The organism is Microbacterium sp. Cr-K32 (assembly GCF_000708345.1).
GTDB lineage: Bacteria > Actinomycetota > Actinomycetes > Actinomycetales > Microbacteriaceae > Microbacterium > Microbacterium maritypicum_A.
In genome coordinates this window covers 22,882-49,023 of sequence record NZ_JARD01000027.1, presented here as the reverse complement: position 1 = coordinate 49,023, position 26,142 = coordinate 22,882, and the positions used below count along the sequence as shown (strand labels likewise).

Below are 26,142 nucleotides of genomic sequence, written 5' to 3'. Positions count from 1 at the left end.
CTGCATCCGGCCCGCCTAAGCTGGGCGGGTGATCATCCTCGCCGCCACTCCGATCGGAAATCTCGGCGACGCGTCGCGCCGTCTCGTGGAGGTCTTGGAGAACGCCGAGGTCGTCGTGGCCGAAGACACCCGCACCACGCAACGTCTGCTGAAGGCCCTGCAGATCGAGAACCGCCCGCGCCTGATCGCCCTGCACGACCACAACGAGAAGCAGAAGGCCGCCGAGCTGGCGGCTCTCGCGGCCGAGACCGACATCGTGGTGATGAGCGATGCCGGGATGCCCACCGTGAGCGACCCCGGCTACGGGCTGGTCGCTGAAGCGGTCGCTCAGGGCGTCACGGTGACCGCGATCCCCGGGCCGAGCGCGGTGCTGATGGCACTCGCGATCTCGGGCCTGCCCACCGACCGCTTCACGTTCGAGGGGTTCCTGCCGCGCAAGCCGGGGGAGCGGCGTTCGACTCTGCGCGCGCTGGCGGCCGAACCCCGCACCATGGTCTTCTTCGAATCGCCCGCCCGCCTCGCGAGCTCCCTCGCCGACATGGGGGCGGCATTCGGCGACGACCGGCGGATCGCGGTGTGCCGAGAGCTGACGAAACTGTACGAGGAGGTGCGCCGCGGCACAGCATCGGAACTCGTCTCCTGGGCCGAGGACGGCGTGAAGGGCGAGATCGTCGTCGTGGTCGAAGGGGCGGCGCACCGCGATGCCTCCCCGGAAGACGCTCTCGCGCAGGTGCAGAAGCTCGTCGCCGACGGCATCCGGTTGAAGGACGCCGCTTCCGAGGTCGCCGGCCTCACCGGTCTCTCCTCCCGCGACCTCTATCAGGCCGCCCTCGCCGCCCGCTCCGGAGGAGCGTGACCGTGAGCAAGGCGGCGACCGTGTACGACGTGGCCGATCGGGCCGGCGTCTCGATCGCCACGGTCTCGCGTGTGCTGCGCTCGCCGGATGCGGTGCGCCCGGTCACCCGTGAGCGCGTGCTCGACGCCGTCGCCGCGCTGGGGTACGTGCCCAGCGGCAGCGCCCGCGGACTCGCCGAGCGTCGAACCGGGGTGCTCGGGCTGTACTTCCCGGGGTTCGACGCCGCCGAGGATGCTCCGCCCCTCGACGCGCTCTCCGCCGCCGACGCCGACGCACCGCCGTTTGCGATCGTCCGCGACGAGGCGGAATCCGACGGCCGGCACACCTCGATGCTGTTCCTCGACGAGGTGCTGCGCGGTGCGGAGCTGGAAGCCTGGAAGCAGGGTTTCGTGCTGATGGTCGGCGTCGGGCGGGACGACCCTGACCGCTCCACCGTGCGCGACATGGCGGGCCGTGTGGACGGGCTCATGGTCCTCGCGAGCAGCGTGCCGGACGACGTGCTGGCCCGGCTGGCGCGGCGCATCCCCGTGGTGGTGCTCTCGGGTCCTCCCCGCGGCGATCACTACGACCACGTCACGGTGAGCAACGCCGAGGCGATGGGTGAGCTGACCAGGCACGTGCTGGCGCAGGTGGGAGACGGGCGGCTCGCGTTCCTCGCGGGGCCCGCGGATTCGCCGGACGGCCTGCAGCGCTGGGAGGGGTTCGCGGCCGCCGTGACGGCTGCCGGTGGTGGGCTCGACGACGTGACCGTGCTGCGCGGTGACTTCACCCGCGCATCGGGGCGCCGCGCGGCCGAGGAGCTTCTCGCCGCGGGGGTGCCGGCCGCGCTGATCGCCGCGAACGATCAGATGGCGCTCGGAGCGCTCGACGTGCTCCGAGGCGCCGGTATCCGCGTGCCGGACGACGTCCTGGTGACGGGCTTCGACGGGATCGAGGCCGCCGCGCTGTCGCAGCCTCCGCTGACCACGATCCGTCAGCCGATGATCGACCTCGGCCGGGCGGCCGTTCAGGTGCTCGCCCGGCGGCTGGAGAACGCGGAAGCCGACCCGGTGGTCGCCCGGCTGCCCCTCCAGATCCTGCTGCGCGAGAGCTCTCAGCGCCCCGTCTGAACGGCGCGGCCATGGTCGGCGCGCCCGTGTCAAGGGGTTGCGATCGCAAAATGTATGCGCTTACAATCACTGAGGCGGTGCACACCGCCCTGAGACGGCGCAGGCCGTGCGGGTGTTCCGAAGTTCCGGTGGTCCGGCAGGGGCGCCCTTCATGACAGAGACGACATGAGGTGGCAGATGTCAGGTGGCAGAACACCGGGACGGCGCATGATGCAGCGCTGGCGCCGAGCGACGATCGTGGGCCTCGCGGCCGTGGCGGTCGCCCTCAGCGGCTGCAGCATCCAGATCACATCCCAACCCGATCCGTCGATCGGCGCCGACACGATGCTGATCAATGCCGACAAGGGCAACCCGTTCTTCACGAAGAACTTCAACCCGTACCTCACCAACACGCGCACCGCGTCGCGGTGGATCTACGAGCCGCTGATCCTGATCAATCCGCTCGACGGCACGCAGAACCCGTGGCTCGCCTCCGAATGGAGTCAGCCCGACGCGCGCACGATCGTCATGACGATCCGCGACGACGTGAAGTGGAGCGACGGCGAAGACCTGACACCCGAGGACGTGGCCTTCACGTTCCAGCTGCTCAAGGACAACCCGTCGCTCGACATCAAGGGCGCATGGCAGCACCTCGACAGCGTCGAGACCGAGGGCAGCGACGTGATCCTGCACCTCAAGACCGAGGACGCGCCATCGCTGGCGATCCTCGGTCAGACCATGATCGTGCCCGAGCACCTCTGGTCCGATGTGAAGGACCCCGGCACGTATCGCAACGAGGATCCGGTCGGAACCGGGCCGTTCGTGCTCGGCAACTACAACGACCAGCAGTACTCGATGGACAAGAACCCCGACTACTGGCAGGCCGACTCGATCGAGATCGAGCACATCATCCTCCCCGCCACGAACTCGCAGCTCGACACCGTCACCCGCGGTTATGACTGGGCCTACTCCTTCATCTCCGACGTCGAGGGCACCTGGGGCGCGGCGAGCGAGCACAACGCGTGGTGGTTCCCGCCCGGCGGCGTGATCGCGTTGATGCCGAACCTCGAGGTCGCGCCCTTCGACGACGTGAACGTGCGACGCGGCATCGCACTCTCCCTCGATCGTGAGGAGATCGCCGAGACCGCCTCCGAGGGATACATGAAGCCGGCGGGTCAGACGGGTCTCATCCTGCCGAACCAGGAGCAGTACCTCGATCCGAGCATCCCCGATCAGGGCATGATCACCCAGGACGAGGATGCCGCTCTCGCCGCCTTCGCCGACGCGGGCTACACCCTCGACGGCGACCGTCTCGTCGACGCGAACGGCGAGCAGCTCGAGTTCGCGCTGACCACGGCGAACGGGTATTCCGACTGGACCAGGGCGGCGCAGACCGTGCGCAGCCAGCTCGCCGACGTCGGCGTGAAGGTCACGCTCAAGCTTCCGCAGCCCGCGGGATATCAGAGCGCGATCAGCAACGGCGACTTCGAGATGGCGATCGGCGGCATGGGCAACGGCGACGTGTACCAGGCCTACAACAACCTGCTCTCCAGCGAGTTCTACGTGCCGTCGGGAAAGCCGACCGCGAACAACTTCGAGCGCTACAAGTCGGACAAGGTCGACGCACTGCTCGCCGAGTATCGCGAGACCGTCGACGCCGCCCGCCAGGCCGAGATCGTGAAGGAGCTGCAGGGCGTCGTCTATGACGAGATGCCCGTGATCGGCCTCTACTACGGCGGTATCTGGGGCCTGTTCAGCGACGCCAAGTTCACCGGCTGGCCGAGTGAGGAAGACCCGTACATGATCCCGCAGAACTACGACTCCGCGCCGCTGGGCATCTTCACCCGGCTCGAGCGCGTGAAGGAGGACGACAAGTGAAGTACGTGCTCCAGAAGTTCGGCCTGTTCGTGCTCACCCTGTGGGCCGCGGTCACCCTGAACTTCTTCCTCCCGCGCATGATGCCCGGTTCCCCGGCGGATGCCGCCATCGCCAAGCTGTCCCAGAACGGGCCGGTGTCGGACGCCACGCGCGCCGCCATCGAGGCGCAGCTGGGGGTTCCGACCGGATCGCTGTGGGACCAGTACATCGCCTATCTCGGCCAGGTCGTCCGGCTCGACTTCGGCGTCTCGTACACGTTCTATCCGCAGTCGGTGTCGAGCATGGTGTCCACGGCGCTGCCGTACACGATCGGGCTCGTCGGCATCGTCACGATCCTCGCGTTCGTGATCGGCACGCTGATCGGCGTCGCCGCCGCCTGGCGGCGGGGCACCTGGCTCGACACGCTCCCGACGCTGACCGGTTCGTTCCTCAGCACGTTCCCGTACTTCTGGACCGCGCTGCTGCTGCTGTTCTTCTTCGGCTACGTGCTGCACTGGTTCCCGACCACCGGTGCCTACTCGGCGACCACGACACCCGGGTTCACCTGGGAGTTCCTCGGAGACCTGCTCAGCCACGCGTTCCTGCCGGCCCTGACGATCCTGCTCACCTCCCTGGGCGGATGGATCATCGGCATGCGCAACGCCATGATCAACACGCTCGGCGAGGACTACATCACGTTCGGCGAGGCGAACGGGCTGCACGGCCGCACGATCGCCCTCCGCTACGCCGCGCGCAACGCGATCCTGCCGAACCTCACCGGCTTCGGGCTCACGCTCGGCGGTGTGGTCGGCGGATCGATCCTGGTGGAACAGGTGTTCGGGTATCCGGGCATCGGCTATCTGCTCTTCAACGCCGTGATCGGGCAGGACTACCCGCTCATGCAGGCGCTCTTCCTGATGATCACCGTGAGCGTGCTCATCGCCAACTTCCTCGTTGACATCCTGTACGGGGTACTCGACCCAAGGACCCGCCGATGACTTCCACCATGAACGTCAAGATCCCCGCCGAGCGCATCGCCGCGCCCAGCCCATGGCGCGCCTTCGGACGCATGGTCGCCACCCTCTGGAGCAATGGCAAGGCGCGGCTCGGGTTGTGCATCCTCGCCTTCTTCGTGCTCGTGGCGGTGTTCGCCCCCGTCCTCGCCCCCTACGGCGCGAAGGACAACACCTTCGAGCGCAACGCCGATGCGTCGTGGGCGCACTGGCTCGGCACGACAGCCGCGGGGGAGGACGTGCTCAGCCAGCTCATCTACGGCGCACAGGTCAGCCTGCTCGTCGGCTTCGCCGCCGGCATCCTGTCGACCATCGTGGCGGTGCTCATCGGTCTCAGCTGGGGCTACATGCGCGGCTTCGCCGGCGAGGTGGTCGGCTTCATCGTCAACCTCTTCCTGGTGATCCCCGGACTCCCGCTCATGATCGTGATCGCCGCGTACCTGCAGAACGGCGGCATCCTGATGATCATCGCGGTCATCGTGGTGACCGGCTGGGCCTGGGGCGCCCGTGTGCTCCGCAGCCAGACGCAGTCGCTGCGCGGCAACGACTTCGTCACCTCGGCGCAGTTCTCGGGTGACAGCAGGACGCGCATCATCTTCCGCGAGATCCTGCCCAACATGACGTCGATCATCGCCGGCACGCTCTTCGGGGCGGCGACGGCCGCGATCCTGGCGGAGGCAGGCCTGGAGTTCCTCGGCCTCGGCGACTCCAGCATCGTCAGCTGGGGCACCATGCTCTACTGGGCGCAGAACTCCAACTCCCTGCTCACCGGACAGTGGCTGCTGCTGTTCGCCCCCGGTCTGTGCATCGCACTGCTGGCGCTGAGCCTGACACTGATCAACTTCGGCGTGGACGGCATCTCCAATCCGCGCCTGCGAGAGGGGAAGGGTCGATGACCGCCATGGCACCCGCGACCACCACCACGGAGAACGACATCCTGCTCGAGGTGCAGGGGCTGTCCGTCGAATACGCCTCGCCGGGCACGAAGCCCGTCACCGCGGTCGAGAACGTGTCGTTCTCGCTCCGCCGCGGCGAGTTCGTCGGTCTGGTCGGCGAGTCGGGGTCGGGCAAGTCGACCCTCGGCTTCGCCCTCACGCGACTGCAGAAGCCCCCGGCGCGCATCAGCGCGGGGCGCATCCTCTTCGGCGGGCGCGACATCCGCGAGCTGGATGCCGAGGAGCTGCGTCGTCAGCGTCAGGGCGGATTCGCCATGGTGCTGCAGTCGGGCATGAACGCCCTCAACCCCGTGCGCACCATCGGCAACCACTTCCGCGACATCTTCGCGGCGCACGGACACGTGCCCAAGGACGCCCGCGATGCGCGTGCCCGTGAGCTCATCGGCAAGGTCGGTCTCGACGCGTCGGTGCTCGCCCGTTACCCGGGCGAGCTCTCCGGCGGTATGCGCCAGCGTGCCTCGATCGCGCTCGCGCTGTCTCTCGAACCACAGCTGATGGTGTTCGACGAGCCCACCACGGCGCTCGACGTGCTCGTGCAGCACGCGGTGATGGACACGATCAAGGAGCTGCAGCGGGCCGAGCACTTCACCGCCATCCTCATCAGTCACGACCTCGGCATCGTGCTGGAGGCGACCGACCGGGTGATGGTGATGCACGAAGGGCACATCGTCGAAGACGCCAGGAGCATCGACATCCTCGAGCGCCCGCAGGACGAGTACACCCGGATGCTGCTGAGCCACTACGCGGACCCCCGCGCGGAGAAGATCGAGATCCCCGGCTTCCTCGATGCCGGTACCCGCCGTCGTGAAGGACGTGCGCGGACCGACGTCACCGAGACGCTGCCGACCGTGTCGTCGCGCGACACCCGTCGTGCGGATGCGGCGATCGTGGTGGAGGGCGTCTCGAAGCACTACCCGGCCCCTCGACGTGGGCAGGACGCCGTGACCGCGGTCGACGACGTGTCGTTCCGGCTCGAACCGGGGGAGGCCCTGGCACTCGTGGGCGCCTCGGGCTCGGGCAAGTCGACCATCGCCAAGATGTTGACGGGCGTCGAGAAGCCGACCTCCGGCACGGTGCACTTCGGCGATGTCGACGTCGCGACGCTCAAACGCCGTGGACTGCGCGACCTGCGCAAGGACGTGCAGATGGTGTTCCAGGATCCGTATGCGGCGCTCAACCCGCTGCACACGGTCGAGTACGCCCTCACCCGTCCGGTCATGAACTACACGACGCTGCGGGGGCCCGAGGCGAGGGCGCGAGTGCTCGAGCTGCTCGAGACGGTGGGCCTCACGCCCGTCGAGCAGTTCGCCGCCAAGCTGCCGCACCAGCTCTCCGGCGGGCAGCGGCAGCGCGTCGTGATCGCCAGGGCGCTCGCGAGCGACCCGCAGGTGCTGATCGCCGATGAACCCGTCTCGATGCTCGACGTCTCGCTGCGTGCCGGGGTGCTGGCGCTGCTGGAGGACCTGCGCGAGAGGTGGGGCATCAGCATGCTCTACATCACGCACGACCTGCTGAGCGCGCGCCTGGTGACCCAGAACATCCTGGTGCTCAACGGCGGACGGGTGGTCGAGCGCGGCGAGACCTCGGAGGTGCTGCAGCATCCGGAGGATCCGTACACGATCCAGCTGCTCGACGCGGTGCCCAATCCCGCGCGCCTGCGCTGAACGTCACGACTTCAACACAAGAGAGAGGAGAGCACTCGTGCTCGCATTCCCCGACGGCTTCCTGTGGGGTGCCGCGACAGCGGCCCACCAGGTGGAGGGCAACAACACCACGAGCAACTGGTGGGCGATGGAACACGCGCCCGGCTCGCCCATGGTGGAGCCCTCCGGTGACGCCGCCGACCACTTCCACCGCTACCCGGAGGACATGCGGCTGCTCGCCGCCGCCGGGCTGAACTCCTACCGGTTCTCGGTGGAGTGGGCGCGGATCGAGCCCGAGCGCGGCTTCGTCTCCCGGGCGATGCTCGACCACTACCGTCGCATGATCGACACCGCCCGCGAGAACGGGCTCGACCCCACGGTCACGCTCATGCACTTCACGGTGCCGCAGTGGTTCCAGAAGGACGGCTTCTGGCGTGCCGACGACGCGGTGGATCTGTTCGCCCGCTACGTCGAGACCGTGCTGCCGATCCTCGACGGCATCGACTACGTGTGCACGATCAACGAGCCGAACATCGCGGCGATGCTGGCCGGGGGAGAGGACGCGGCGAACCTCGTCGCCTACGGCCTCCCGAACCCCGACCTCGCCGTCGCCGACACGCTGCTCGAGGCGCACCACCGCGCATCGGAGATCCTGCATTCGGTGCCCGGTGTCAAGGCCGGATGGACCATCGCCACGCAGGCGTTCCACTCCACGGGAGAGCCGGGAGCCGACGAGATGCTCGCCGCGTACGGCGACCCCCGCGACCACTGGTACCTCGACCAGTCGGCCGGCGACGACTTCGTCGGCGTGCAGGCCTACACCCGCACCTTCATCGGTCCCGAGGGCCCGCGCCCGGTGGCGGACGATGTGGAGACCACGCTGACCGGCTGGGAGTTCTTCCCCGAGGCGCTCGAGATGGGAGTGCGCAGCGCCTGGGAGCGCAGCGGGGGAGTGCCCGTGCTCGTGACCGAGAACGGCATCGCGACCGCTGACGACACGCGGCGCATCGCCTACACGCAGGGTGCGCTCGAAGGACTGCACCGCGCCATCTCCGACGGCATCGACGTGCGCGCCTACCAGCACTGGAGCGCCCTCGACAACTACGAATGGGCCAGTGGCTTCCGGCCCACGTTCGGCCTGATCGGCTTCGACCACGAGACGTTCGAGCGCTCGCCGAAGCCGTCGCTCGCGTGGCTCGGAGAGGTCGCGCGCCGCAACGGCCTCTGAGAGGCGCCGCCGACCCCGCCGCGGATGCGCCCCCGGCATCCGCGGCGGGGTTACCCTCGGGTGATGACGAACGCGATGCACGCGACGCGGGGCGAAGAGACGCGACGGGACACCCTCCGGGCAGCCGCCGCCGGTCTGAGCGCGTCGTTCCTCGCCGTCGGCCTGGCGGAGCTCGTCGCCGCGGTGGTGGAGCCGAGCGCGAGCCCGTTCGCCGTGATCGGGAGCGGGCTCATCGATCTCGCACCGAGCTGGGCGAAGGACACCGCCATCGCGCTGTTCGGCACCGGGGACAAGGCGGCCCTGATCACGGGGATCGCCGTCGTGCTCGTCGTCGTCGCCGCCGTCGCCGGGATCCTGGAGCGCAGACGATCCGGTCTCGGGGCGGTGATCCTGGGAGCCCTCGGCGTTCTCGCCGTCGTCGCGGCGATGATCCGACCCGGCGCGGGACCCTTCGCCTGGCTCCCCGGTCTCATCGCCGGGCTCGTGGCGGTGATCACTCTGCGTCTCCTCGTGGCACGCCTGCGACCGGTCGCGGGCCTGCAGCCCGACGACGAGGACCGGAGACGGTTCCTGCTGTGGACCGTCGGGGTCGCCGCGGCCGGTGCCGTGGCTCTCATCGTCGGGAACGTCGCGCGCGGCGCGAGCCGTTCGATCGAAGCCGTCCGCGAGGCCCTGCGGCTGCCGAGCGCGGCACGCGCAGCGGCCGCGGTTCCTGCCGGCGCGGAGCTGGGGATCCGCGGTCTGGCTTCCGTCGTGACGCCGAACGCGGAGTTCTACCGGATCGACACCGCGCTCATCGTGCCGCAGGTCGACCCGGCCGACTGGTCGTTGCGCATCCACGGGATGGTCGACCGCGAGATCGAGATCACCTGGGACGAGCTGCTGGCCATGCCGATGCAGGAGTCCGACGTGACGCTCGCCTGCGTGTCGAACGAGGTCGGGGGATCACTGATCGGCAACGCCCGCTGGCTGGGTCTTCCGGTGCGGGAGCTGCTCGCGCGCGCGGGTGTGGATCGCGACGCCGACATGGTGCTCTCGACCTCGGCCGACGGCTTCACGGCATCGACCCCGATCGAGGCGCTCACGGATGACCGCGACGCTCTGCTCGCGATCGGCATGAACGGAGAGCCGTTGCCGATCGAGCACGGATTCCCGGTGCGGATGGTGGTGCCGGGTCTCTACGGCTATGTGTCGGCAACGAAGTGGGTCACACAGCTGGAGGTGACGCGGTTCGACCGTGCCACGGCCTACTGGACGACGCGAGGGTGGTCGGATCGCGGGCCCATCAAGCTGCAGTCCCGCATCGACGTCCCGCGCCGTGGGCAGTCGGTCCCGGCGGGGGCCGCGGTGATCGCCGGGATGGCCTGGCAGCAGCACGTCGGCATCGCCGGGGTGGAGGTGCGCATCGACGACGGCCCGTGGCGCGCCGCCGAGCTCGCGACCGCGATCTCCGCCGACACCTGGGTGCAGTGGAGTCTCGACTGGACCGCCGAGAGCGGTGCGCACACCATCGAATGCCGGGCGCTGAGCGCCGACGGCGAGACGCAGACCTCGGATCCGGCTGCCCCGGCACCCGACGGCGCGCAGGGATGGCACCGCATCGACGTCTCCGTCGGCTGAGCGCGTAACCACCCGCGGCATCGCACCTAGAATTGCTCCATGCCCGCAGGCGAATCCTTCTACATCACCACGCCCATCTACTACCCGTCCGACGTGCCTCACATCGGTCACGGGTACACGACGGTGGCCGTCGACACGCTCGCACGGTGGCACCGCCAGGCGGGGGATGACACCTGGATGCTCACGGGCACCGACGAGCACGGTCAGAAGATGCTGCGCGCGGCGGCGGCGAACAACGTCACCCCGCAGGAATGGGTCGACAAGCTCGTCAGCGAGAGCTGGTTCCCGCTGCTGACGACGCTCGACGTCGCCAACGACGACTTCATCCGCACGACGCAGGAGCGGCACGAGACGAACGTGCAGACGTTCTTCCAACGCCTGTACGACCGCGGGTACATCTACGCGGGCGAGTACGAGGCGCTCTACTGTGTGGGCTGCGAGGAGTTCAAGCCCGAGTCGGAGATCGTCGACGGCACCGGTCCTTTCGAGGGACTCAAGGTCTGCGCGATCCACTCCAAGCCTCTCGAACTGCTGCAGGAGAAGAACTACTTCTTCAAGCTCAGCGAGTTCCAGGACCGCCTGCTCGAGCTCTACAAGACCCAGCCCGATTTCGTGCGCCCCGACTCCGCCCGCAACGAGGTCGTCTCCTTCGTGAGCCAGGGGCTGAAGGACCTGTCGATCTCGCGTTCGACCTTCGACTGGGGCATCCCGCTGCCCTGGGACGAATCGCATGTCATCTACGTGTGGGTCGACGCGCTGCTGAACTACGCCACGGCCGTCGGCTACGGCTCCGATGAGGAGACCTTCGCACGCCGCTGGCCCGCCTACCATGTGGTCGGCAAGGACATCCTGCGCTTCCACGCGGTGATCTGGCCCGCGCTGCTGATGGCGGCCGGCCTCGACGTGCCGAAGGGCGTGTTCGCGCACGGCTGGCTGCTCGTGGGCGGCGAGAAGATGTCGAAGTCGAAGCTCACCGGCATCGCGCCGACCGAGATCACCGACGTCTTCGGTTCCGACGCATACCGCTTCTACTTCCTCTCGGCGATCGCGTTCGGTCAGGACGGATCCTTCTCGTGGGAAGACCTGTCGGCCCGCTACCAGGCCGAGCTCGCGAACGGCTTCGGCAACCTCGCCTCGCGCACCACCGCGATGATCGAGAAGTACTTCGAGGGCGTCGTGCCGCCCGCGGCCGAGTACACCGAGAAGGACCTCGCGATCCAGAAGATCGTGGCGGATGCGGCGACGAATGCGGATGCGTCCATCGCGCAGTTCCGCATCGATGAGGCGATCTCGGCGATCTGGACGATCGTCGATGCGCTCAACGGCTACATCACCGCGAACGAGCCGTGGGCACTGGCCAAGCAGGCGAACAGCGGAGACGAGGGCCAGCGCGCGCGCCTCGGCACCGTGCTGTACACCTGCGCCGAGGGGCTGCGCGCGCTCGCGGTGCTGCTGTCGCCGGTGATGCCGGAATCGACCGAGAAGCTCTGGGTCGCCCTCGGCGCCGCCGAGACCCTGGGTCGCCTGCAGGACCAGCCGATCCGCGAGGCGGGCGCCTGGGGCGTGCTGCGCCCCGGTACCAGTGTCAACGGCCTCTCGCCGCTGTTCCCGCGGGTGGAGTCAGCGGGCTGAGCCGCGGCCCGGAACACAGAGCGCGAAGAGATGGCCGAGACCTACGTGCGTGAGCGTTCGGGGGACGGACGCAAGGATCTGAAGTATCCGTCCGCCCCCGAACCGCTGACGGTTCCGGTGTACGACAACCATGCGCACCTGGAGATCGTCGACGGTGATCAGCCGCTGTCGCTGACCGAGCAGCTCGACCGGGCGGCGGCCGTGGGCATCGCCGGGGTCGTGCAGGCTTCGGGCGACATCGAGTCGTCGCGGTGGGCGGTCGAGGCCGCGGCATCCGACCCTCGTGTGCTGGCCGCCGTCGCGATCCACCCGAACGATGCGCCGACGTACGCAGAGGAGGGGCGTCTGGATGGGGCGATCGCGGTGATCGACGAGCTCGCCGCGCACCCGCGCACCCGGGCGATCGGCGAGACGGGGCTGGACTTCTTCCGCACGGAGCCCGAGCGGCGGGCGCCGCAGTTCGAGTCGTTCGAGGCGCACATCGCGCTCGCGAAGAAGCACGGCATCGCGATGCAGATCCACGACCGCGACGCGCACGACGCCGTGCTGGAGACGCTCTCCCGCCTCGGCGCCCCGGAGCGCACGGTGTTCCACTGCTTCTCGGGCGACGACGCGATGGCGCGCATCTGCGCCGACGCCGGGTACCACCTGTCGTTCGCCGGCAACGTCACGTTCAAGAACGCCCAGAATCTGCGCGATGCGTTGAAGGTCACCCCGCTCGATCGACTCCTGGTCGAGACGGATGCGCCGTTCCTCACCCCGGTGCCGCTGCGCGGCCGCCCGAACGCGCCCTACCTGGTGCCGATCACGGTGCGCTTCATGGCCGCAGAGCTCGGCCTCGACGTGGATGAGCTGTGCGCCCAGCTCGCCGAGAACACCCTGCGGGTCTACGGCTCCTTCGACTCCTGAGGCTCGTTCGCCGACGGACTCGCGGGTTCCGCGTCGTCGGGACCGGTGTCGGCGATGGGCTTCGCCGACACGATCTGCGAGATGGGCTTCCACACCAGCAGCAGGGTGAGGGCTGCGCCGACGAAGGCGAACCACCACGGGGCGGTGAGCCCCCAGACCTGGGCGATCACGCCGCCGAGCGCCTGACCGACGACCATGCCGCCGAAGACGCCGACCATGTTCACGGATGCCACCCGGCCCTGGAGCTCGGCGGGGACGAGCCGCTGTCGCACGGTCGTGGAGATCGTGCCCCACACGAACGCGTAGGCGCCGAAGAAGAACATGATGACCAGCGCCACCCAGCCGGTGGTGGTGAGTGCGAAAGACAGGTGCATGAGCACCTCGAGCGAGAGCACGACGCGCATCAGCGTCGCGAACGACACGTGCCGTTCCAACCAGCCGAAGCTGAGGGTCGCGAGGATCCCCCCGGCCGCCGATGCCGTCGTGAGTGCACCGTAGCCGACCGCGCCCATGTGCAGGTGCTCGGTGGCGTACAGCACGAGGACGCCCCAGGGGGCCGCCCAGGTGATGTTGAAGACCAGGATGATGAGCACCAGCATCCGTACCGGCGGATTGCGCCACAGCCACCGCAGGCCTTCGGCGATGTCGGTGTGCACGGGCGGGTGGGCGTCCGTCTCCCGGGGCGGGACGGGCGTCTTCGCCATGCGCGAGATGAGCACCACGGCGAAGCTCACGCACACGACCTCGAGCAGGAAGGGCCACGCCGTGCCGGCCGCGAACAGGAATGCTCCCAGCGGGGGACCGGCGAACTGGTTCGCGACCAGGTATCCGGCCTGCAGGCGCGCGTTGCCGACGCCGAGGTCTGCGGGTTTCACGAGCATGGGCAGCAGCGTGCTTCCCGCCGTGTCGACGAAGACCTCGGCGGTGCCGTAGAGGAACGCGACCGCGAGCACGATCCAGATGTTCGCGACCCCGGTGAGGAGGAACACGCAGAGAGCTGCGAGTACGAGGGCTCTGGCGGCGTTGGCGAACATGACCAGGCGACGACGGTCGAAGCGGTCGGCGATCGCGCCGGCGTGCAGGCCGAAGAGCAGCCAGGGGAGGAACTGCAGGATCGCGCCGGCCGCCACCAGGATCGGCGACGAGGTCATCGACGCGATGAGCAGCGGAGCGGCCGCGAGCGCGACGCCGTCGCCGACGTTGCTCGTCCACGACGACGCGAGCAGCCAGCGGAAGTCTCGGCCCATGCGGCGGGGCGCGACGAGTTCACCGAGAGAAGGCACCAGAGAAGACTACTGACGGCGGGGGACATCGAAGGAGTGGGGGAGAATGGGGGGATGACCGTCACCCTGCTCGGCGCCACCGAGATCCGCCGCCTCGCCGCCGAGCTCGACGTCACCCCGACGAAGAAGCTCGGCCAGAACTTCGTCACCGATGCGAACACCGTCCGCAAGATCGTGCAGGCGGCCCGCGTGCAGCCGCACGAGCGTGTGGTCGAGGTCGGACCGGGGCTCGGCTCCCTGACGCTCGCGATCCTCGAGACCGGCGCCTCCGTCACAGCCGTCGAGATCGATCACCGACTGGCCGCCCGTCTCGCGCAGACCGCGGCCGAGCACGGCGTCGAGGCCGATCGGCTCACGGTCGTCGATGCGGATGCACTGCGCATCACCGCGCTGCCGGGGGAGCCCACCGTGCTGGTGGCCAACCTGCCCTACAACGTCTCGGTGCCGGTGCTGCTGCACTTCCTCGAGAACTTCGCCTACCTCCAGCGCGGCGTCGTGATGGTCCAGGCCGAGGTCGCCGAGCGCCTGGCCGCGAAGCCCGGCTCGAAGATCTACGGCTCGCCCAGCGTCAAGGCCGCCTGGTATGGGGAGTGGAAGCTGTCCGGCAACGTCTCCCGCCAGGTGTTCTGGCCGGTGCCGAACGTCGACAGCCTGCTCGTCGGCTTCGACCGCTCCGAGGGCGAGCGCGGCACCGAGGAGGAGCGTCGCCGCACGTTCCAGATCGTGGACGCGGCGTTCAACCAGCGCCGCAAGATGCTCCGCCAGGCCCTCTCCGGGATCTTCGGCAGCTCGGCCGCGGCGTCGGAGGTGCTGATCGCCGCCGGTGTCGCCCCGACCGCACGTGGAGAAGACCTCACGGTCGAGGACTACCAACGCATCGCGCAGCACGCCCCGGCGGCGGACGCCGCTGCGGAGATCGTCACCGACGACGTCGCTCCCACCCAGTAATCTGGCACCGTGACCGACTCCCCCCGCTTCCGCCCCGATGTCCCCGAGCTGCACCGTCCGTATGCGGCGGACGAGAACCGCTACCAGCAGTTCGCCTACCGCCAGGTCGGCACGTCCGGCCTCTACCTGCCCCCGATCTCGCTCGGGCTGTGGTGGAACTTCGGCGACAACATCCCGCTCGACAACCAGCGCGCACTGCTGCGCCACGCGTTCGACCGCGGCATCACGCACTTCGATCTGGCGAACAACTACGGCCCGCCCTACGGCTCGGCCGAGAAGAACTTCGGGCGCATCTTCGCCGAAGACCTCCGCCCGTACCGCGACGAGCTGATCATCTCGTCGAAGGCCGGGTGGGACATGTGGCCCGGCCCCTACGGCGACTTCGCGAGCCGCAAGTACATCCTCGCCAGTGCAGAGCAGTCCTTGACCCGCATGGGTCTCGACTACGTCGACATCTTCTACTCGCACCGCGTCGACCCGGTCACCCCGATCGCCGAGACGGTCGGCGCGCTCGACACCCTAGTGCGGCAGGGCAAGGCCCTGTACGTCGGGATCTCGTCCTACAGCGCCGAGCGCACGGCCGAGGCCGTCGCGGTCGCGAAGGACCTCGGCACGCCGCTGGTCATCCATCAGCCCGCATATTCGATCCTCAACCGCTGGGTCGAGGACGGCCTGACCGACACCCTCGAGCAGTCGGGCCTGGGGGCGATCGCCTTCACGCCGCTGGCGCAGGGGCTGCTCACCGACAAGTACCTCGGCGACGGTACGGCCGAGCGCGCGCAGAAGCGCGGCTCGCTGCCGGAGGGGCGGCTCACCGACGACGCGGTGCAGACGCTGCGTTCACTCAACGAGGTCGCGCAGGGACGCGGCCAGTCGCTCGCGCAGCTCGCGCTGCAGTGGACGCTGCGTAACCCCGTCGTCGCCTCCGCGCTGATCGGCGCTTCCCGTCCCGAACAGCTGGACGAGAACATCGCGGCGGTGAACGGACCCGCCTTCACGACGGAGGAGCTCGCCCGCATCGACGAGCTCGCCGGCGCCATCGACGTCAACCTGTGGGCGAAGTCCTCGGAGCTGTGACCCGATCATGAGCCATGCCGCGTTCACCGATTCCGTGCACGTGCGCGCCCCGGGGAAGATCAACGTCTTCCTCGGGGTCGGCGGGCGGCATGACGACGGCTACCACGCGCTGGCGACGGTGTTCCAGGCGGTCTCCCTCTACGAAGACGTGATCGCGCGCCCGGCCGACGACTTCTCGGTCACGGTCTCGGGTGTGGAAGACATCGGCTCGGTTCCTCTCGACGACCGCAACCTCGCGATGCGTGCGGCCAAGCTGCTCGCCGCGGCCGTGGATCATCGCGGCGGAGTCGCCCTGGAGATCCGCAAGAGTGTGCCCGTCGCGGGGGGCATGGGGGGAGGATCTGCGGATGCTGCGGCCGCCCTGGTCGCCTGCGATGCGCTGTGGGGCACCGGGCTGTCGCAGACGCGCCTGCACGACCTCGCCGCGCGTCTCGGCGCGGATGTGCCCTTCGCGCTGCACGGCGGCACGGCGGTCGGCACCGGTCGCGGCGATCAGCTCAACCCGGCACTCGCGCGCGGACGCTTCGACTGGATCCTGGTGCCCAGCGAGCAGGGGCTCTCGACGCCCGTGGTCTACGAGCGCCTCGACCTGCTGCGCGAGGAGGAGGGGGCTCTCGCCGACGATCCGCCGCTGTCGCTCGACGTGCCGATCCCGGTGCTGCAGGCGCTCCGGTCGGGCGACCCGGTGAGGCTCGCCGAGACGCTGTTCAACGATCTGCAGGCTGCGGCCCTCTACGAGCGACCCGACCTCGCCGACACGATCCGTCAGGGGGTCGCTGCCGGCGCGTTGCAGGGCATCGTCTCCGGTTCCGGACCCACCGTGGCCCTGCTGTGCCCCGATCCCGAGACCGCACAGGACGTGCAGTCCTCGCTGCGGGAGGGAGGGCTCGACCCCCTGCATGTGCACGGTCCCGTTCCGGGCGCGCGCATCATCGGCTGACGGGCGAGACGCTCACTCCGCCTGCAGCAGTGCGCTCACCCGGTAGGGGATGACCTCGCGCAGGAACAGGCTCGTCGAGGTGCGGAGGATGCCGGGGCACAGCCGCACCACCTCGGCGACGCGGTAGAGGTCGTCCGGGTCCCGGGCGACGACGCGCAGCAGCAGGTCGGTGTCACCGGCCGGCGCGAAGCACTCCAGCACCTCGGGAACACGGCTGAGCGCCTCGATCGCGGCGGTGATCTTGTGCTGGTCGAGCTCGACGAGGATCGAGGCGGCGACGCCGCGGCCCAGTGCCTGCGGGAGGATGCGCGAGCTGTGCGCACGCAGATAGCCACCCGACTCGAGACGGTCGAGACGTGCGTGCACGGTGCCGCGTGCGAGGCCGAGGTCCTGGGCGATCAGGGCCACCGGGCGCCGTGGGTCGGTGTCGAGCACCGTGAGGATCCGTCGGTCGGTCTCGTCGAGGTTGGCCATTTCGATCACCGTCACGTTCTTCGGGTCGCGTGAATTGATCGGATCGATCAATCGAAACTCACTCTATGGTCTGAATGCCCTATACGTGTTGAAATGAGTGTCAGATACGCAGGATGTCGGCCACGAGCGGGCATCACGCGCACTCGACGGAGAGGCCACGAGCCGCCCCTGCCGGGTGTCGACGGCGACGGGCCACGAGCCTCTGCCGGCCCCGTCCCCGGGAGGGGCGGGGCAGGCGCTGTCCCTGAGGTGGCGCTGTCCGCTGATGCGGCCCTGTCCCTGAGGTGGCGCTGTCCCCTGATGGTGCGAGGGGTGCGTCAGTCGCGGGGAACGAGCAGACGCAGCTGCACCATGGCCGAGAACCGGGCTTCCGGATCGGTCAGATCGAGTCCGCTGATCTCCGACAGTCGGCGCAGCCGATACCGGAAGGTGTTCGGGTGCGTGTAGACCCGGGCCGCGGCCACCGCGACATCGCCGAAGGCATCGAGCCAGGCCCGCAGCGTCTCGACCAGGTGCGTGCCCTTCTCCCGATCCTGGGCGAGGAGCTGGGCGACGGGGCCGGTGGGCTGGTCACCCCGTGCACGCACGAGGTCGCCGAGCTCGACCAGCAGTGCCTCCATCTGCACAGCGGTGAAGCGTGCCACCGGTTCATGCGACGGGGCCTGTCGGACCACGCGGAGGGCGCGGTCGGCGTTCGCGCGGGATGAGGGGATGCCGGTGGTCTCGTCCGCCACCGTGCCGACGCCGATGCGGATCTCGCTGGTCGCTCCGAGCCGACCGAGGAAGTCGGTGGCCACACGCGCAGCGCGGTTGTCCGCGTCGCTGCGCTCGGCTCCGGATTCGGCATCGCCCTGCTCCGGGCGGGTGCCGACCACGGCGTACACGACATCGCCGATCACGGCGACGGCGGAACGGAGGTAGACCGCGCCCAGGTGCACGGCGAAGGCGTCGGCGATGTGCTGTCTCTCCGCGACGCCCCGGGCGCCGGCCGATGGTTCGTCGTCGGCTTCTTCCGCGGCGGACAGCGCGAGGACCACGCATCGGTGGTCGTTCAGCCGCAGCCGCGCCGTGGCATCCGCCGCACCCGGACCCCCTTCGAGGATGGTGGCGAGCAGGTCGGCGCGCAGTCGGCGCTCGACATCGGCACCGGCCCGCAGGCGCAGCATATGCAGGGCCACCAAGCCGGCGGAGTCCTTCAGCGCACGCACACGGTCGGGGGAGAGCGGCTCCTGCACCGCGGCCCAGATCGATCCGAGGATCTCGTCGCCCGCGCGCACGGCCAGGGCCACGCGGGGGAAGGACGGAAGGCCCTCGGTGTTGAGCACCGGACCGACGTCGATCGGATCCTCGCTGCGATACAGCTCCTGGAAGACCCCGCGCTCTTCGAGCTGGCGTGCGAACCGCTCGGGGACCTGTCGTCCGAGAACCGTCTCGATGCGTGCCGGATCGGCTTCGTGCTGGCGCCCCGAAAACGCGACGACCCGGGAGTTGCGGTCCTCGATCGTGACCGGGGCGTTCAACAGGGTGGCGATCGCGTTGGCGAGGGCGAAGAGATCGCCGGAAGGCATCCCGCCGAGCGTGGTGGCTCCCTGATCGCCGACGTCGCCCTCGGCGATGAGCGAGCGCAGCATCGCGGCCAACTGTGCCCACGACGCCCCGCGGGTGAGGGCGAGGACAGGGATGCCGGTGGCCTCGGACGCATCGCGCACCGGCTGCTCGGCGCGCACCGGGGCGCGTAGCACGAGGGCGGAGGCGTGCTGGGCGGCGAGGGTCTGCAGCAGTGCGGCGATCTCCTCGGGGTCGCTCAGCCCGACGCCGAGGACGAGGGCACCGCGCATCGGCATGGCATCGTCGAGGACGTCGTGGATGACGACCGTCTCGATCTCGGCGTCGTCGTCGGCCGCACCGCTCACGACCTCGAGCAGGGTGTTGCCGAGGTCTTCGATGACCCGGCCGAGGCTGGCGCGGGGCCTGGTCGTCACGGACATGAGCACAGGGCCCAGGGTAGGGGGAGACTGCCGGTCGCGGAGCTGTGGGGCACGACGAAATCGTATCGACTCTTGGTCGATCTCGACAGGATCGTCGTGCCCCGCTCGGGCGGTCATCCTGTGCTCAGACGGCGATCCACTCGGTGCGGACCGTCACGGCGTCCAGAGCAGCCTGATCCGGGGTGACCCCGATCCCCGGGCCCGTCGGAACCGTGAGCGTGCCGTCTTCGACGACGAACGGCTCGGTGATGTCGCGGGAGTAGTAGCGGCCCGAACCCGAGGTGTCGCCGGGGAGCGTGAAGCCCGGCAGCGCCGCGAGAGCGACGTTCGCCGCACGGCCGATCCCGGTCTCGAGCATCCCGCCGCACCACACCGGGATGTCGTTGGCCACGCACACGTCGTGGATGCGACGCGCTTCGAGGTATCCGCCGACGCGGCCGGGCTTGATGTTCACGATCGAGCACGCGCCGAGGGCGATCGCATCCGCCGCCGCGCGGGCCGACACGATCGACTCGTCGAGGCACACCGGAGTCGTGATGGCCCGGGCGAGCTGCGCGTGGCCGAGCAGATCCTCCTCGTCGAGGGGCTGTTCGATCAGGAGCAGGTCGAACGGGTCGAGCTTGGCAAGATGCCGGGCGTCGCCGCGGTGGTACGCGGTGTTCGCGTCGACCTGCAGCAGCACGTCGTCGCCGAAGCGCTCCCGCACCGCGCGCACGGGGTCGATGTCCCATCCCGGTTCGATCTTCAGCTTGATGCGCACGTACCCCTCGTCGAGGTATCCGCCGACGGCATCGAGCAACTCGGGAATGGAGTCCATGATGCCGACCGAGACACCGCAGTCGACCCGGTCGCGCACGGCACCGAGCTCGCGGGAGAGCGGCACTCCGGCCGCGCGCAGCTGCGCATCGAGGATCGCCAGCTCGACCGCGGCCTTCGACATGCGGTGCCCCTTGAACTTCGCCAGCGCCGGCGCGACGCCACCCGCGTCCAGCTCCTTCACCTGCGCGAGCGCCGGAAGCAGGAATCGCGTGATCACATCCACGCTCGCCTCCACGTACTCGGAGGAGTACAACGGGTCGTTCATCGCGACCCCCTCGCCCCAGCCCTCCGCCTCGTCGGTGACCGCGCGGACCAGCAGCGCCTCGCGCACGGTCTGCACCCCGAACGACGTCCGGAACGGCGACACCAGGGGCATCTCGATCACGCGCAGCTCGAATCCGGTGAGCTTCATCCCTGTTCTCCTCTGTCGATGGTGTAAGCGCCGGAGCGGTCGAACGCGAGCACGCGACCCCCACCCTCCAGCGATGATCCGAGCGTCTCCCGCAGCGCCAGACGCCACGCGGTCGCGCGGGCGGGTTCGGTCAGACGCAGGGTCTCGATGTCGCGCGGCAACGCCACGCGCACCAGGCGCGCGTCGGTGCGATGACGGAGCGGCCCGAGATCCTCGCCCACGCTGAGCAGGGGCTCGACACGCGCGAATCCGTCGGCGGATCCGTCGGTCAATCCCTCGTCGGGTCGGTCGGCGGAGACGGCGGGATCGCCGTGGCAGGCGGCCACGACCCGGGGGTCGCGCACATACCAGGTCACCAGCATCCGATCGGTGTCGTCCGCGCCGTTGAGGGCGTCGGCCATGTGTCCGTAGAAGTTGCGGTGATACGAAGTCGGGCTCGCCGCGAGCTTCACGAGGTTGAAATGCGCGTTCCGGCTGATGAGCGGATCGAACGTCCAGGAGATCTCGTCCAGCCCCTCGTCGAGCGCCCATGCCCGCTGATGCACCTTGAGGGCGAAGCCGACGCTGCGGCCCCGCATGCGCGAGGAGACACCGGCGATGTGGCTGTGCAGGGCGCGCTGGCCGGGGGCGGCGAAGAACCCGAAGCACGCTCCCACCAGCTCGTCGTGCTCGAAGGCGCCGCCCACGTAGCTGCCGGCCTTCGACAGCGCCCGCAGGGTCTCGACGTTGACGGGAGAGGCCTCGCCCTGCTTCGTCCAGATGCTCTGGAACAGCTCGGCGACCCGGGCGAAGTCGTCCACCTCCGAAAGCAGGCGGATATCCACTCCCGCTCTCCTGGCTGCGGCGCTCGCGGCATCGGCCGCCTCCTCCGGCGAAGCGCGGAACGCGGCGGCATCCGTCATGCTCATGCCCTTCCTCCGGCCCGTGCATCCCGATCGAGCGGTGTCTCCCGCTCGGCCAGGACGGTGGCGATCAGCTCCTGCAGCAGCAGGGTGCGTTCGGGGATCATCGCGATCACCACGTGCTCGTCATCGGCGTGCGCGCCACCGCCGACGGCACCGAGGCCGTCGAGCGTCGGCACGCCGAGCGCTGCGGTGAAGTTGCCGTCCGAGGCCCCGCCGACCGCGACGCCCTGGAACGGAGTGAGTCCGGTGCGCGCGGCGATCGCGACCGCCTGCGCGAACAGGTGCGCCGACGACTCCGGCTCCAGCGGACGTCGGTTCGCACCGCCCTCGATACGGACGGACGCACCCGGAATCGTCGGAGGGAGGTCGCGGAGCGCCGCATCCACCCTGTCCTGCTCCGCCACTGTGCGCACCCGTACGTCGACCGCGAACTCCGCCGCGGCCGGCACCGTGTTCGTGGTGCTGCCGGCGCGCACGAGCGTAGGGGTCACACTGGTCCCCGCCGCGCGGTCGCCGAGGTCGGCGATCGCGAGCAGCAGATGCGCGGCCTCGATGGCGGCGTTCACCCCGCGCTCCGGTTCCAGCCCGGCGTGAGCCGCCCGGCCGGTGACGTGCACCCGGTAGAGCGAGACGCCCTTGCGCGCGATCTTCACGGCGCCGCCCTCGGCCGCGGCCTCCAGTACGAAAGCCGCGGCACAGCCGAGCGCCTCCTGCTCGATCAGTGCGCGTGAGCTCGGCGAACCGAGTTCCTCGTCACCCGTGATCAGGATGCTGACGCCGGTGCGGTCGGGCAGCGCCGCCACGGCGTGCAATGCCATCACCACGCCGGTCTTCATGTCGAAGCATCCCGGCCCCCGCAGCACGCCGTCGTGGAGGCGGAACGGAAGTCTCCGCAGCGAGCCGAGCGGCCAGACCGTGTCGTGATGACCGAGGACCAGCACCGCCGGTTCGCCGAACCGCCACCGCAGATGCGTGCGCCCTTCGATCACGATGCGCTCGGGGGCCACGCCCAGCAGCCGCTCGCCGAGGGATGCGACGACATCGGCGCTGCGGGAGACGGCGTCGAGGTCGTCGGAGGGGGACTCGCAGGAGACGAGGGTCTCGATGTCGGCCAGGACCCGGTCGAGGTCCACGTCCGCCTGCACGCTCATCACGACACCTTCGGCGCCGCGCGGACGCCGTGGTGCAGGTAGCGCTCGCCGGTGGGCAGGGAGTAGAAGACCACAGCATGCCACCCCTGCTCGCCCTCCGGTCGCATCACGAACTCGCCGTGACGCACCGGGACCAGCGGGTGCTCCTGCACCGGATCGGGGAGGAGGGCGGCGAGGGGGCCGTTGAGCGTGGTGCGCATGCGGAGACCTTCGTCGCCGCGGAAGATCTCGGTGCGGACCCCGGAGCGGTCGTAGATGCCCTCGAACTCGGAGAAGTCGTCGGCGAACGGCTCCTCCGGAGGGGTGAGGCCCGCCGGCACGTGCACATCCGCGAGCTCAGAGAAGATCTCGTCGAACAGCTCGGCATACAGGTCATGCGTGTTGCCGCCGTTGGTGAGCATCGTCACCGCGAGCTGCTCGTCCGGCAGGATGCGCAGGAACGCGGCTTGGCCGATGGTGTTCCCGTCGTGTCCGTAGAGTCGGCGCCCGTCCCAGTCGAACAGGATCCACCCCACGCCCCAGGCGTCTCCGAGCGAGTACGGATCGGGCATGTCGACCTCCCGCTGCTGCATCCGTCGCACGCTCTCCTCCGACAGCACCCGCGTGCCGTCGGCGGCGAGTCCTCCCGTGAGGTGCATGCGCGCGAACGCGAGCACGTCGGCGGTCGTGGAGTTCACCAGTCCCGCGGGTCCCATCGCGCGGGGGAGCATCCACGCCGGGGCGAGGGTCGGTCCGTCATCACCCACTTCGGTGTGGCCGCTGGCGGCACGGAACATGATGGCCTCTTCGGGGAGCGTGCAGGAGTGCGTGAGACCGAGGGGCGTCATCAACAGGTCGCGCATCGCCTGGTCCCAGCTGGCACCCGTGATCTTCTCGATCACCCGACCGGCCAGCACGAATCCGGAGTTGCAGTACGACATCGTGGCACCGAGCGGGTGGTTCTGCGCGATGCCGTCGAGCAGCGCGACGTACTTCTCCAGGGTGTCGTCTCCGCGGCCGGTATCGGTGAACACGTCGCCGTCGATCCCGCTCGTGTGGTTGAGCAGGTGACGCATCGTCACGGTGCGGGTGACCTCGGGATCCGACGAGGCGAACTCCGGGACGTACTCCACGATCGGGGTGTCGAGGTCGAGCCTGCCCTCGTCGACGAGCTTCATCACCACCGAGGTGGTCCACACCTTGCTCATCGAGCCGATCTGGAACACCGAGTCGTCGGTGGTCTCGATCCCCGTGCGCACGTTGAGTATGCCGTGGTGCGCATACACGGGCTCTTCCCCGAGACGGAGGATGCCGAGGGTCGCCCCGGGAACCTTGTGCGCCTCGGCCAGGGCGCTCAGTCGCTGCTGCCAATGCCGGGCGTCGAGTCGTGCGCGCACCGGCTTCCCCGCTGGCGGGGCGTACTGCTCCACCCAATCGATCACCCGCTGCGAGAAGTCGGCGCGGTGCGACGGCGGCCCGGAGAGCACGAAGAGGTGCGAGCCACCGGGGTAGAGCACGAGACGGGTCGGCACCCCGCGCTCGCGCAGCGCCGTGAACCACTGCTCCGCCTGACCCACCGGGCAGCGGTCGTCGGCTGCGCCGTGCAGGATCAGCGTCGGCGTCTTCACCTGATCGACCCGCGTGAACGGCGACTGCGCGGAGATGCGCTCCTCGTCGCGCCACGGCAGACCGCCGTTCTCCTTGGAGGAGAGGTAGTGGCCGAAGTCCGACGTGCCGCCCATCGAGAACAGGTCGGTGACGACGCCACCGGCGACAGCGGCGGCGAAGCGGTCATCGCGCGAGGTGAGGAAGCACGTCATGAAGCCGCCGTAGCTGTAGCCCGTGACGGCGAGGCGCGCCGGATCCGCGACGCCTTCCGCCACGAGAGCGTCGATCGGCTCCAGGAAGTCGTTCGCGTCGTTGACTCCCCAGCCGCCGGATACCGCCGAGAAGAACGCGTCGCCGTAGCCGTCGCTGCCGCGCGGATTGAGGGTGAGGACGGCCCAGCCGCGTCGTGCGAGCACCTGGTGATACGGGTGGATGACGTCGGCCGCGCCGTTCCACGCGTTGTGCGGGCCGCCGTGGATGTCGAGCAGCAGCGGGAGAGGCCCTGCGGCGTCGGGGTCGCGACGCAGCCATCCGGTGACGACCGTGCCGTCCGAGATCGTGAAGCGGCGCTCCTCGGCGCGGACGAGGTCGAAGTCGGGGGTGCCGTATCCGGTGAGCACGCTCGTCGTCCCGTCGGCGAGGTCCAGGAGTGCGACGTCGCCGAACGACTCCGGTGTGGCGAGCACGATCGCCGCGGATGCTCCGGCGACCGACAGCCCGGACACGTTCGCGGTGCCGCCGACGAGCGTCACAGCGCCCGACCCGTCGGGGGCCACGCGGTACACGTGCGAGTAACCGTTGTCACGCAGGCAGAACACGATGTCCCCGCCGTCGGTGAACCGCGGCATCCCACCGGGGTAGCCGGGGCCACCCGGCATCACGTTGCGGTCGAGGCTTCCCGTGATGTTCTGCGGCTCTCCGCCGTCGACCGGGAACAGCAGCAGATCCGCGTTGCCGACCTCGGTGTCGAGACGTCCGGCCGCCAGCACGTGGCGACCGTCCGGAGTCCAGCCGACCGCTGTGGCCTGCACGTCGGCGGCACTGATCTGCACGGCCTCGCTGTTCGGGTCGGTGGAGGAGCGCACGAACACGGGGATCCGCATCGTCAGGTCCGCATCGTCCTCGACACTCGACGAGTAGGCGATCCGCGTGCCGTCGGGCGACCAGAACGGCTCGGAGGCGTGGGAGGATCCGCGGGTGAGGACCGTGACGGCGCCCGAGTCGACGTCGAGCACGTGCACCTGCTGCACGAGGGTGCCGAGGTTCCCCGCGCCGTCCGCCTTGTAGCCGAGACGGTCGGTGGCCGTCGGTGCCGAACGCCGGGCGAGGATGGTCTCCGCGCCCTCGCCGGGGAGCGCGGCGCCGTCGACCGGCGCCGTGAAGGCGATGCGCTGTCCGTCGGGGCTCCAGGCGGGGGCGCCGGCGCCGAGGGGGAGAGTCGTGAGGTTGCGCGCCTCGCCACCGGCAGCCGGGAGGAGCCAGATCTGCGCGGGGCCGTCCTGCGCGCGCAGGAACGCCAGCTGCGAGCCGTCCGGGCTCCATACCGGCGTCGAGTCCGCCGTCGCGTAGGTCAGCGCGGAGGGGGTTCCGCCCGCGGCCGGAACCTGCCACAGCGCCCGTGCGTCGCGGTCGCCGTCGCGGTCGGTGGTCCGCAGCACGAAGGCGATGCGGGTGCCGTCCGGAGACAGCGCGGGCTGCTCGGGCGTGCGGACGGAGAGCAGGTCGTCGACGGTGACGCGGTTCATGAGAGCTCCAA

General features: G+C 69.6%; 20 protein-coding genes. 13 read left to right on the top strand and 7 right to left on the bottom strand.

Translation table 11 applies throughout. From position 1 onward, the window contains the following. The first annotated feature begins 28 nt into the window (after window positions 1-28). From rsmI to GZ64_RS0113485, 10 genes are all read left to right on the top strand, one after another. Entirely contained in the window at window positions 29-856 is an 828-nt protein-coding gene (gene rsmI / locus GZ64_RS0113530) for a 16S rRNA (cytidine(1402)-2'-O)-methyltransferase (protein ID WP_029259607.1), read from the top strand. Next, a complete protein-coding gene (locus GZ64_RS0113525) occupies window positions 853-1,965 on the top strand; it encodes a LacI family DNA-binding transcriptional regulator (RefSeq protein ID WP_231479900.1) in 1,113 nt (370 codons plus the stop codon). Before rsmI ends, GZ64_RS0113525 begins: the two co-directional genes overlap by 4 nt. Before the next feature lie 207 nt (window positions 1,966-2,172). Continuing rightward, a complete protein-coding gene (locus GZ64_RS0113520) occupies window positions 2,173-3,822 on the top strand; it encodes an ABC transporter substrate-binding protein (protein WP_021199909.1) in 1,650 nt (549 codons plus the stop codon). Beyond that, entirely contained in the window at window positions 3,819-4,799 is a 981-nt protein-coding gene (locus GZ64_RS0113515; RefSeq protein WP_021199908.1) for an ABC transporter permease, read from the top strand. Before GZ64_RS0113520 ends, GZ64_RS0113515 begins: the two co-directional genes overlap by 4 nt. After that, window positions 4,796-5,710, top strand: a complete 915-nt coding sequence (locus tag GZ64_RS0113510; protein WP_021199907.1) for an ABC transporter permease — start codon at window positions 4,796-4,798, stop codon at window positions 5,708-5,710. The genes GZ64_RS0113515 and GZ64_RS0113510 overlap by 4 nt, the downstream gene beginning before the upstream one ends. After that, window positions 5,707-7,434: an ABC transporter ATP-binding protein gene (locus tag GZ64_RS0113505; protein ID WP_021199906.1), complete on the top strand. Its 1,728-nt coding sequence runs from the start codon at window positions 5,707-5,709 to the stop codon at window positions 7,432-7,434. The genes GZ64_RS0113510 and GZ64_RS0113505 overlap by 4 nt, the downstream gene beginning before the upstream one ends. A 37-nt stretch (window positions 7,435-7,471) precedes the next feature. Further along, window positions 7,472-8,641: a glycoside hydrolase family 1 protein gene (locus GZ64_RS0113500; protein ID WP_021199905.1), complete on the top strand. Its 1,170-nt coding sequence runs from the start codon at window positions 7,472-7,474 to the stop codon at window positions 8,639-8,641. A gap of 63 nt (window positions 8,642-8,704) precedes the next feature. Then, window positions 8,705-10,261: a molybdopterin-dependent oxidoreductase gene (locus tag GZ64_RS0113495; protein WP_029267067.1), complete on the top strand. Its 1,557-nt coding sequence runs from the start codon at window positions 8,705-8,707 to the stop codon at window positions 10,259-10,261. Between the two features lie 39 nt (window positions 10,262-10,300). Beyond that, the gene (metG, locus tag GZ64_RS0113490) at window positions 10,301-11,893 is read left to right on the top strand and encodes a methionine--tRNA ligase (RefSeq protein WP_029267065.1); all 1,593 of its coding nucleotides are present in this window, start codon (window positions 10,301-10,303) and stop codon (window positions 11,891-11,893) included. Between the two features lie 30 nt (window positions 11,894-11,923). Beyond that, complete coding sequence (locus GZ64_RS0113485) at window positions 11,924-12,802, top strand: TatD family hydrolase (RefSeq protein WP_029267063.1); 879 nt, start codon at window positions 11,924-11,926, stop codon at window positions 12,800-12,802. Here the strand turns inward: GZ64_RS0113485 and GZ64_RS0113480 are convergent. Continuing rightward, on the bottom strand, window positions 12,781-14,049 hold the full coding sequence (locus GZ64_RS0113480) for an MFS transporter (protein WP_051668059.1): 1,269 nt from the start codon (window positions 14,047-14,049) through the stop codon (window positions 12,781-12,783). The genes GZ64_RS0113485 and GZ64_RS0113480 overlap by 22 nt on opposite strands. A gap of 90 nt (window positions 14,050-14,139) precedes the next feature. On the opposite strand from GZ64_RS0113480, the gene rsmA reads away from it, so the two are divergent. The 3 genes from rsmA to GZ64_RS0113465 are packed head-to-tail and all read left to right on the top strand — an operon-like array spanning window position 14,140 to window position 17,050. Continuing rightward, window positions 14,140-15,033 (top strand): 16S rRNA (adenine(1518)-N(6)/adenine(1519)-N(6))-dimethyltransferase RsmA, encoded by an 894-nt coding sequence (rsmA, locus tag GZ64_RS0113475; protein WP_021199900.1) that lies wholly within the window; start codon window positions 14,140-14,142, stop codon window positions 15,031-15,033. 9 nt (window positions 15,034-15,042) lie between these two features. Further along, window positions 15,043-16,110 carry an L-glyceraldehyde 3-phosphate reductase gene (gene mgrA / locus GZ64_RS0113470; protein ID WP_029267060.1) on the top strand — a complete coding sequence of 356 codons (1,068 nt, stop codon included), beginning with the start codon at window positions 15,043-15,045 and terminating at the stop codon, window positions 16,108-16,110. A 7-nt stretch (window positions 16,111-16,117) separates the two neighbouring features. Then, complete coding sequence (locus GZ64_RS0113465; RefSeq protein WP_021199898.1) at window positions 16,118-17,050, top strand: 4-(cytidine 5'-diphospho)-2-C-methyl-D-erythritol kinase; 933 nt, start codon at window positions 16,118-16,120, stop codon at window positions 17,048-17,050. Between the two features lie 12 nt (window positions 17,051-17,062). On the opposite strand, the gene GZ64_RS0113460 is transcribed toward GZ64_RS0113465, so the two are convergent. The 6 genes from GZ64_RS0113460 to GZ64_RS0113435 form a co-directional block, all read right to left on the bottom strand. Next, window positions 17,063-17,524 carry an Lrp/AsnC family transcriptional regulator gene (locus tag GZ64_RS0113460; RefSeq protein WP_029267058.1) on the bottom strand — a complete coding sequence of 154 codons (462 nt, stop codon included), beginning with the start codon at window positions 17,522-17,524 and terminating at the stop codon, window positions 17,063-17,065. Between the two features lie 317 nt (window positions 17,525-17,841). After that, window positions 17,842-19,512: a helix-turn-helix domain-containing protein gene (locus GZ64_RS0113455; RefSeq protein ID WP_029259618.1), complete on the bottom strand. Its 1,671-nt coding sequence runs from the start codon at window positions 19,510-19,512 to the stop codon at window positions 17,842-17,844. Window positions 19,513-19,636: 124 nt separating this feature from the next. Next, the gene (gene menC, locus GZ64_RS0113450; protein ID WP_029267056.1) at window positions 19,637-20,743 is read right to left on the bottom strand and encodes an o-succinylbenzoate synthase; all 1,107 of its coding nucleotides are present in this window, start codon (window positions 20,741-20,743) and stop codon (window positions 19,637-19,639) included. Further along, the gene (locus GZ64_RS0113445) at window positions 20,740-21,651 is read right to left on the bottom strand and encodes a GNAT family N-acetyltransferase (RefSeq protein WP_197020531.1); all 912 of its coding nucleotides are present in this window, start codon (window positions 21,649-21,651) and stop codon (window positions 20,740-20,742) included. The genes menC and GZ64_RS0113445 overlap by 4 nt, the downstream gene beginning before the upstream one ends. Next, window positions 21,648-22,799 carry a M20 family metallopeptidase gene (locus tag GZ64_RS0113440; protein WP_051668057.1) on the bottom strand — a complete coding sequence of 384 codons (1,152 nt, stop codon included), beginning with the start codon at window positions 22,797-22,799 and terminating at the stop codon, window positions 21,648-21,650. Before GZ64_RS0113440 ends, GZ64_RS0113445 begins: the two co-directional genes overlap by 4 nt. Continuing rightward, a complete protein-coding gene (locus GZ64_RS0113435; protein WP_029267051.1) occupies window positions 22,799-26,131 on the bottom strand; it encodes a serine hydrolase in 3,333 nt (1,110 codons plus the stop codon). The genes GZ64_RS0113440 and GZ64_RS0113435 overlap by 1 nt, the downstream gene beginning before the upstream one ends. Window positions 26,132-26,142 lie beyond the last annotated feature (11 nt).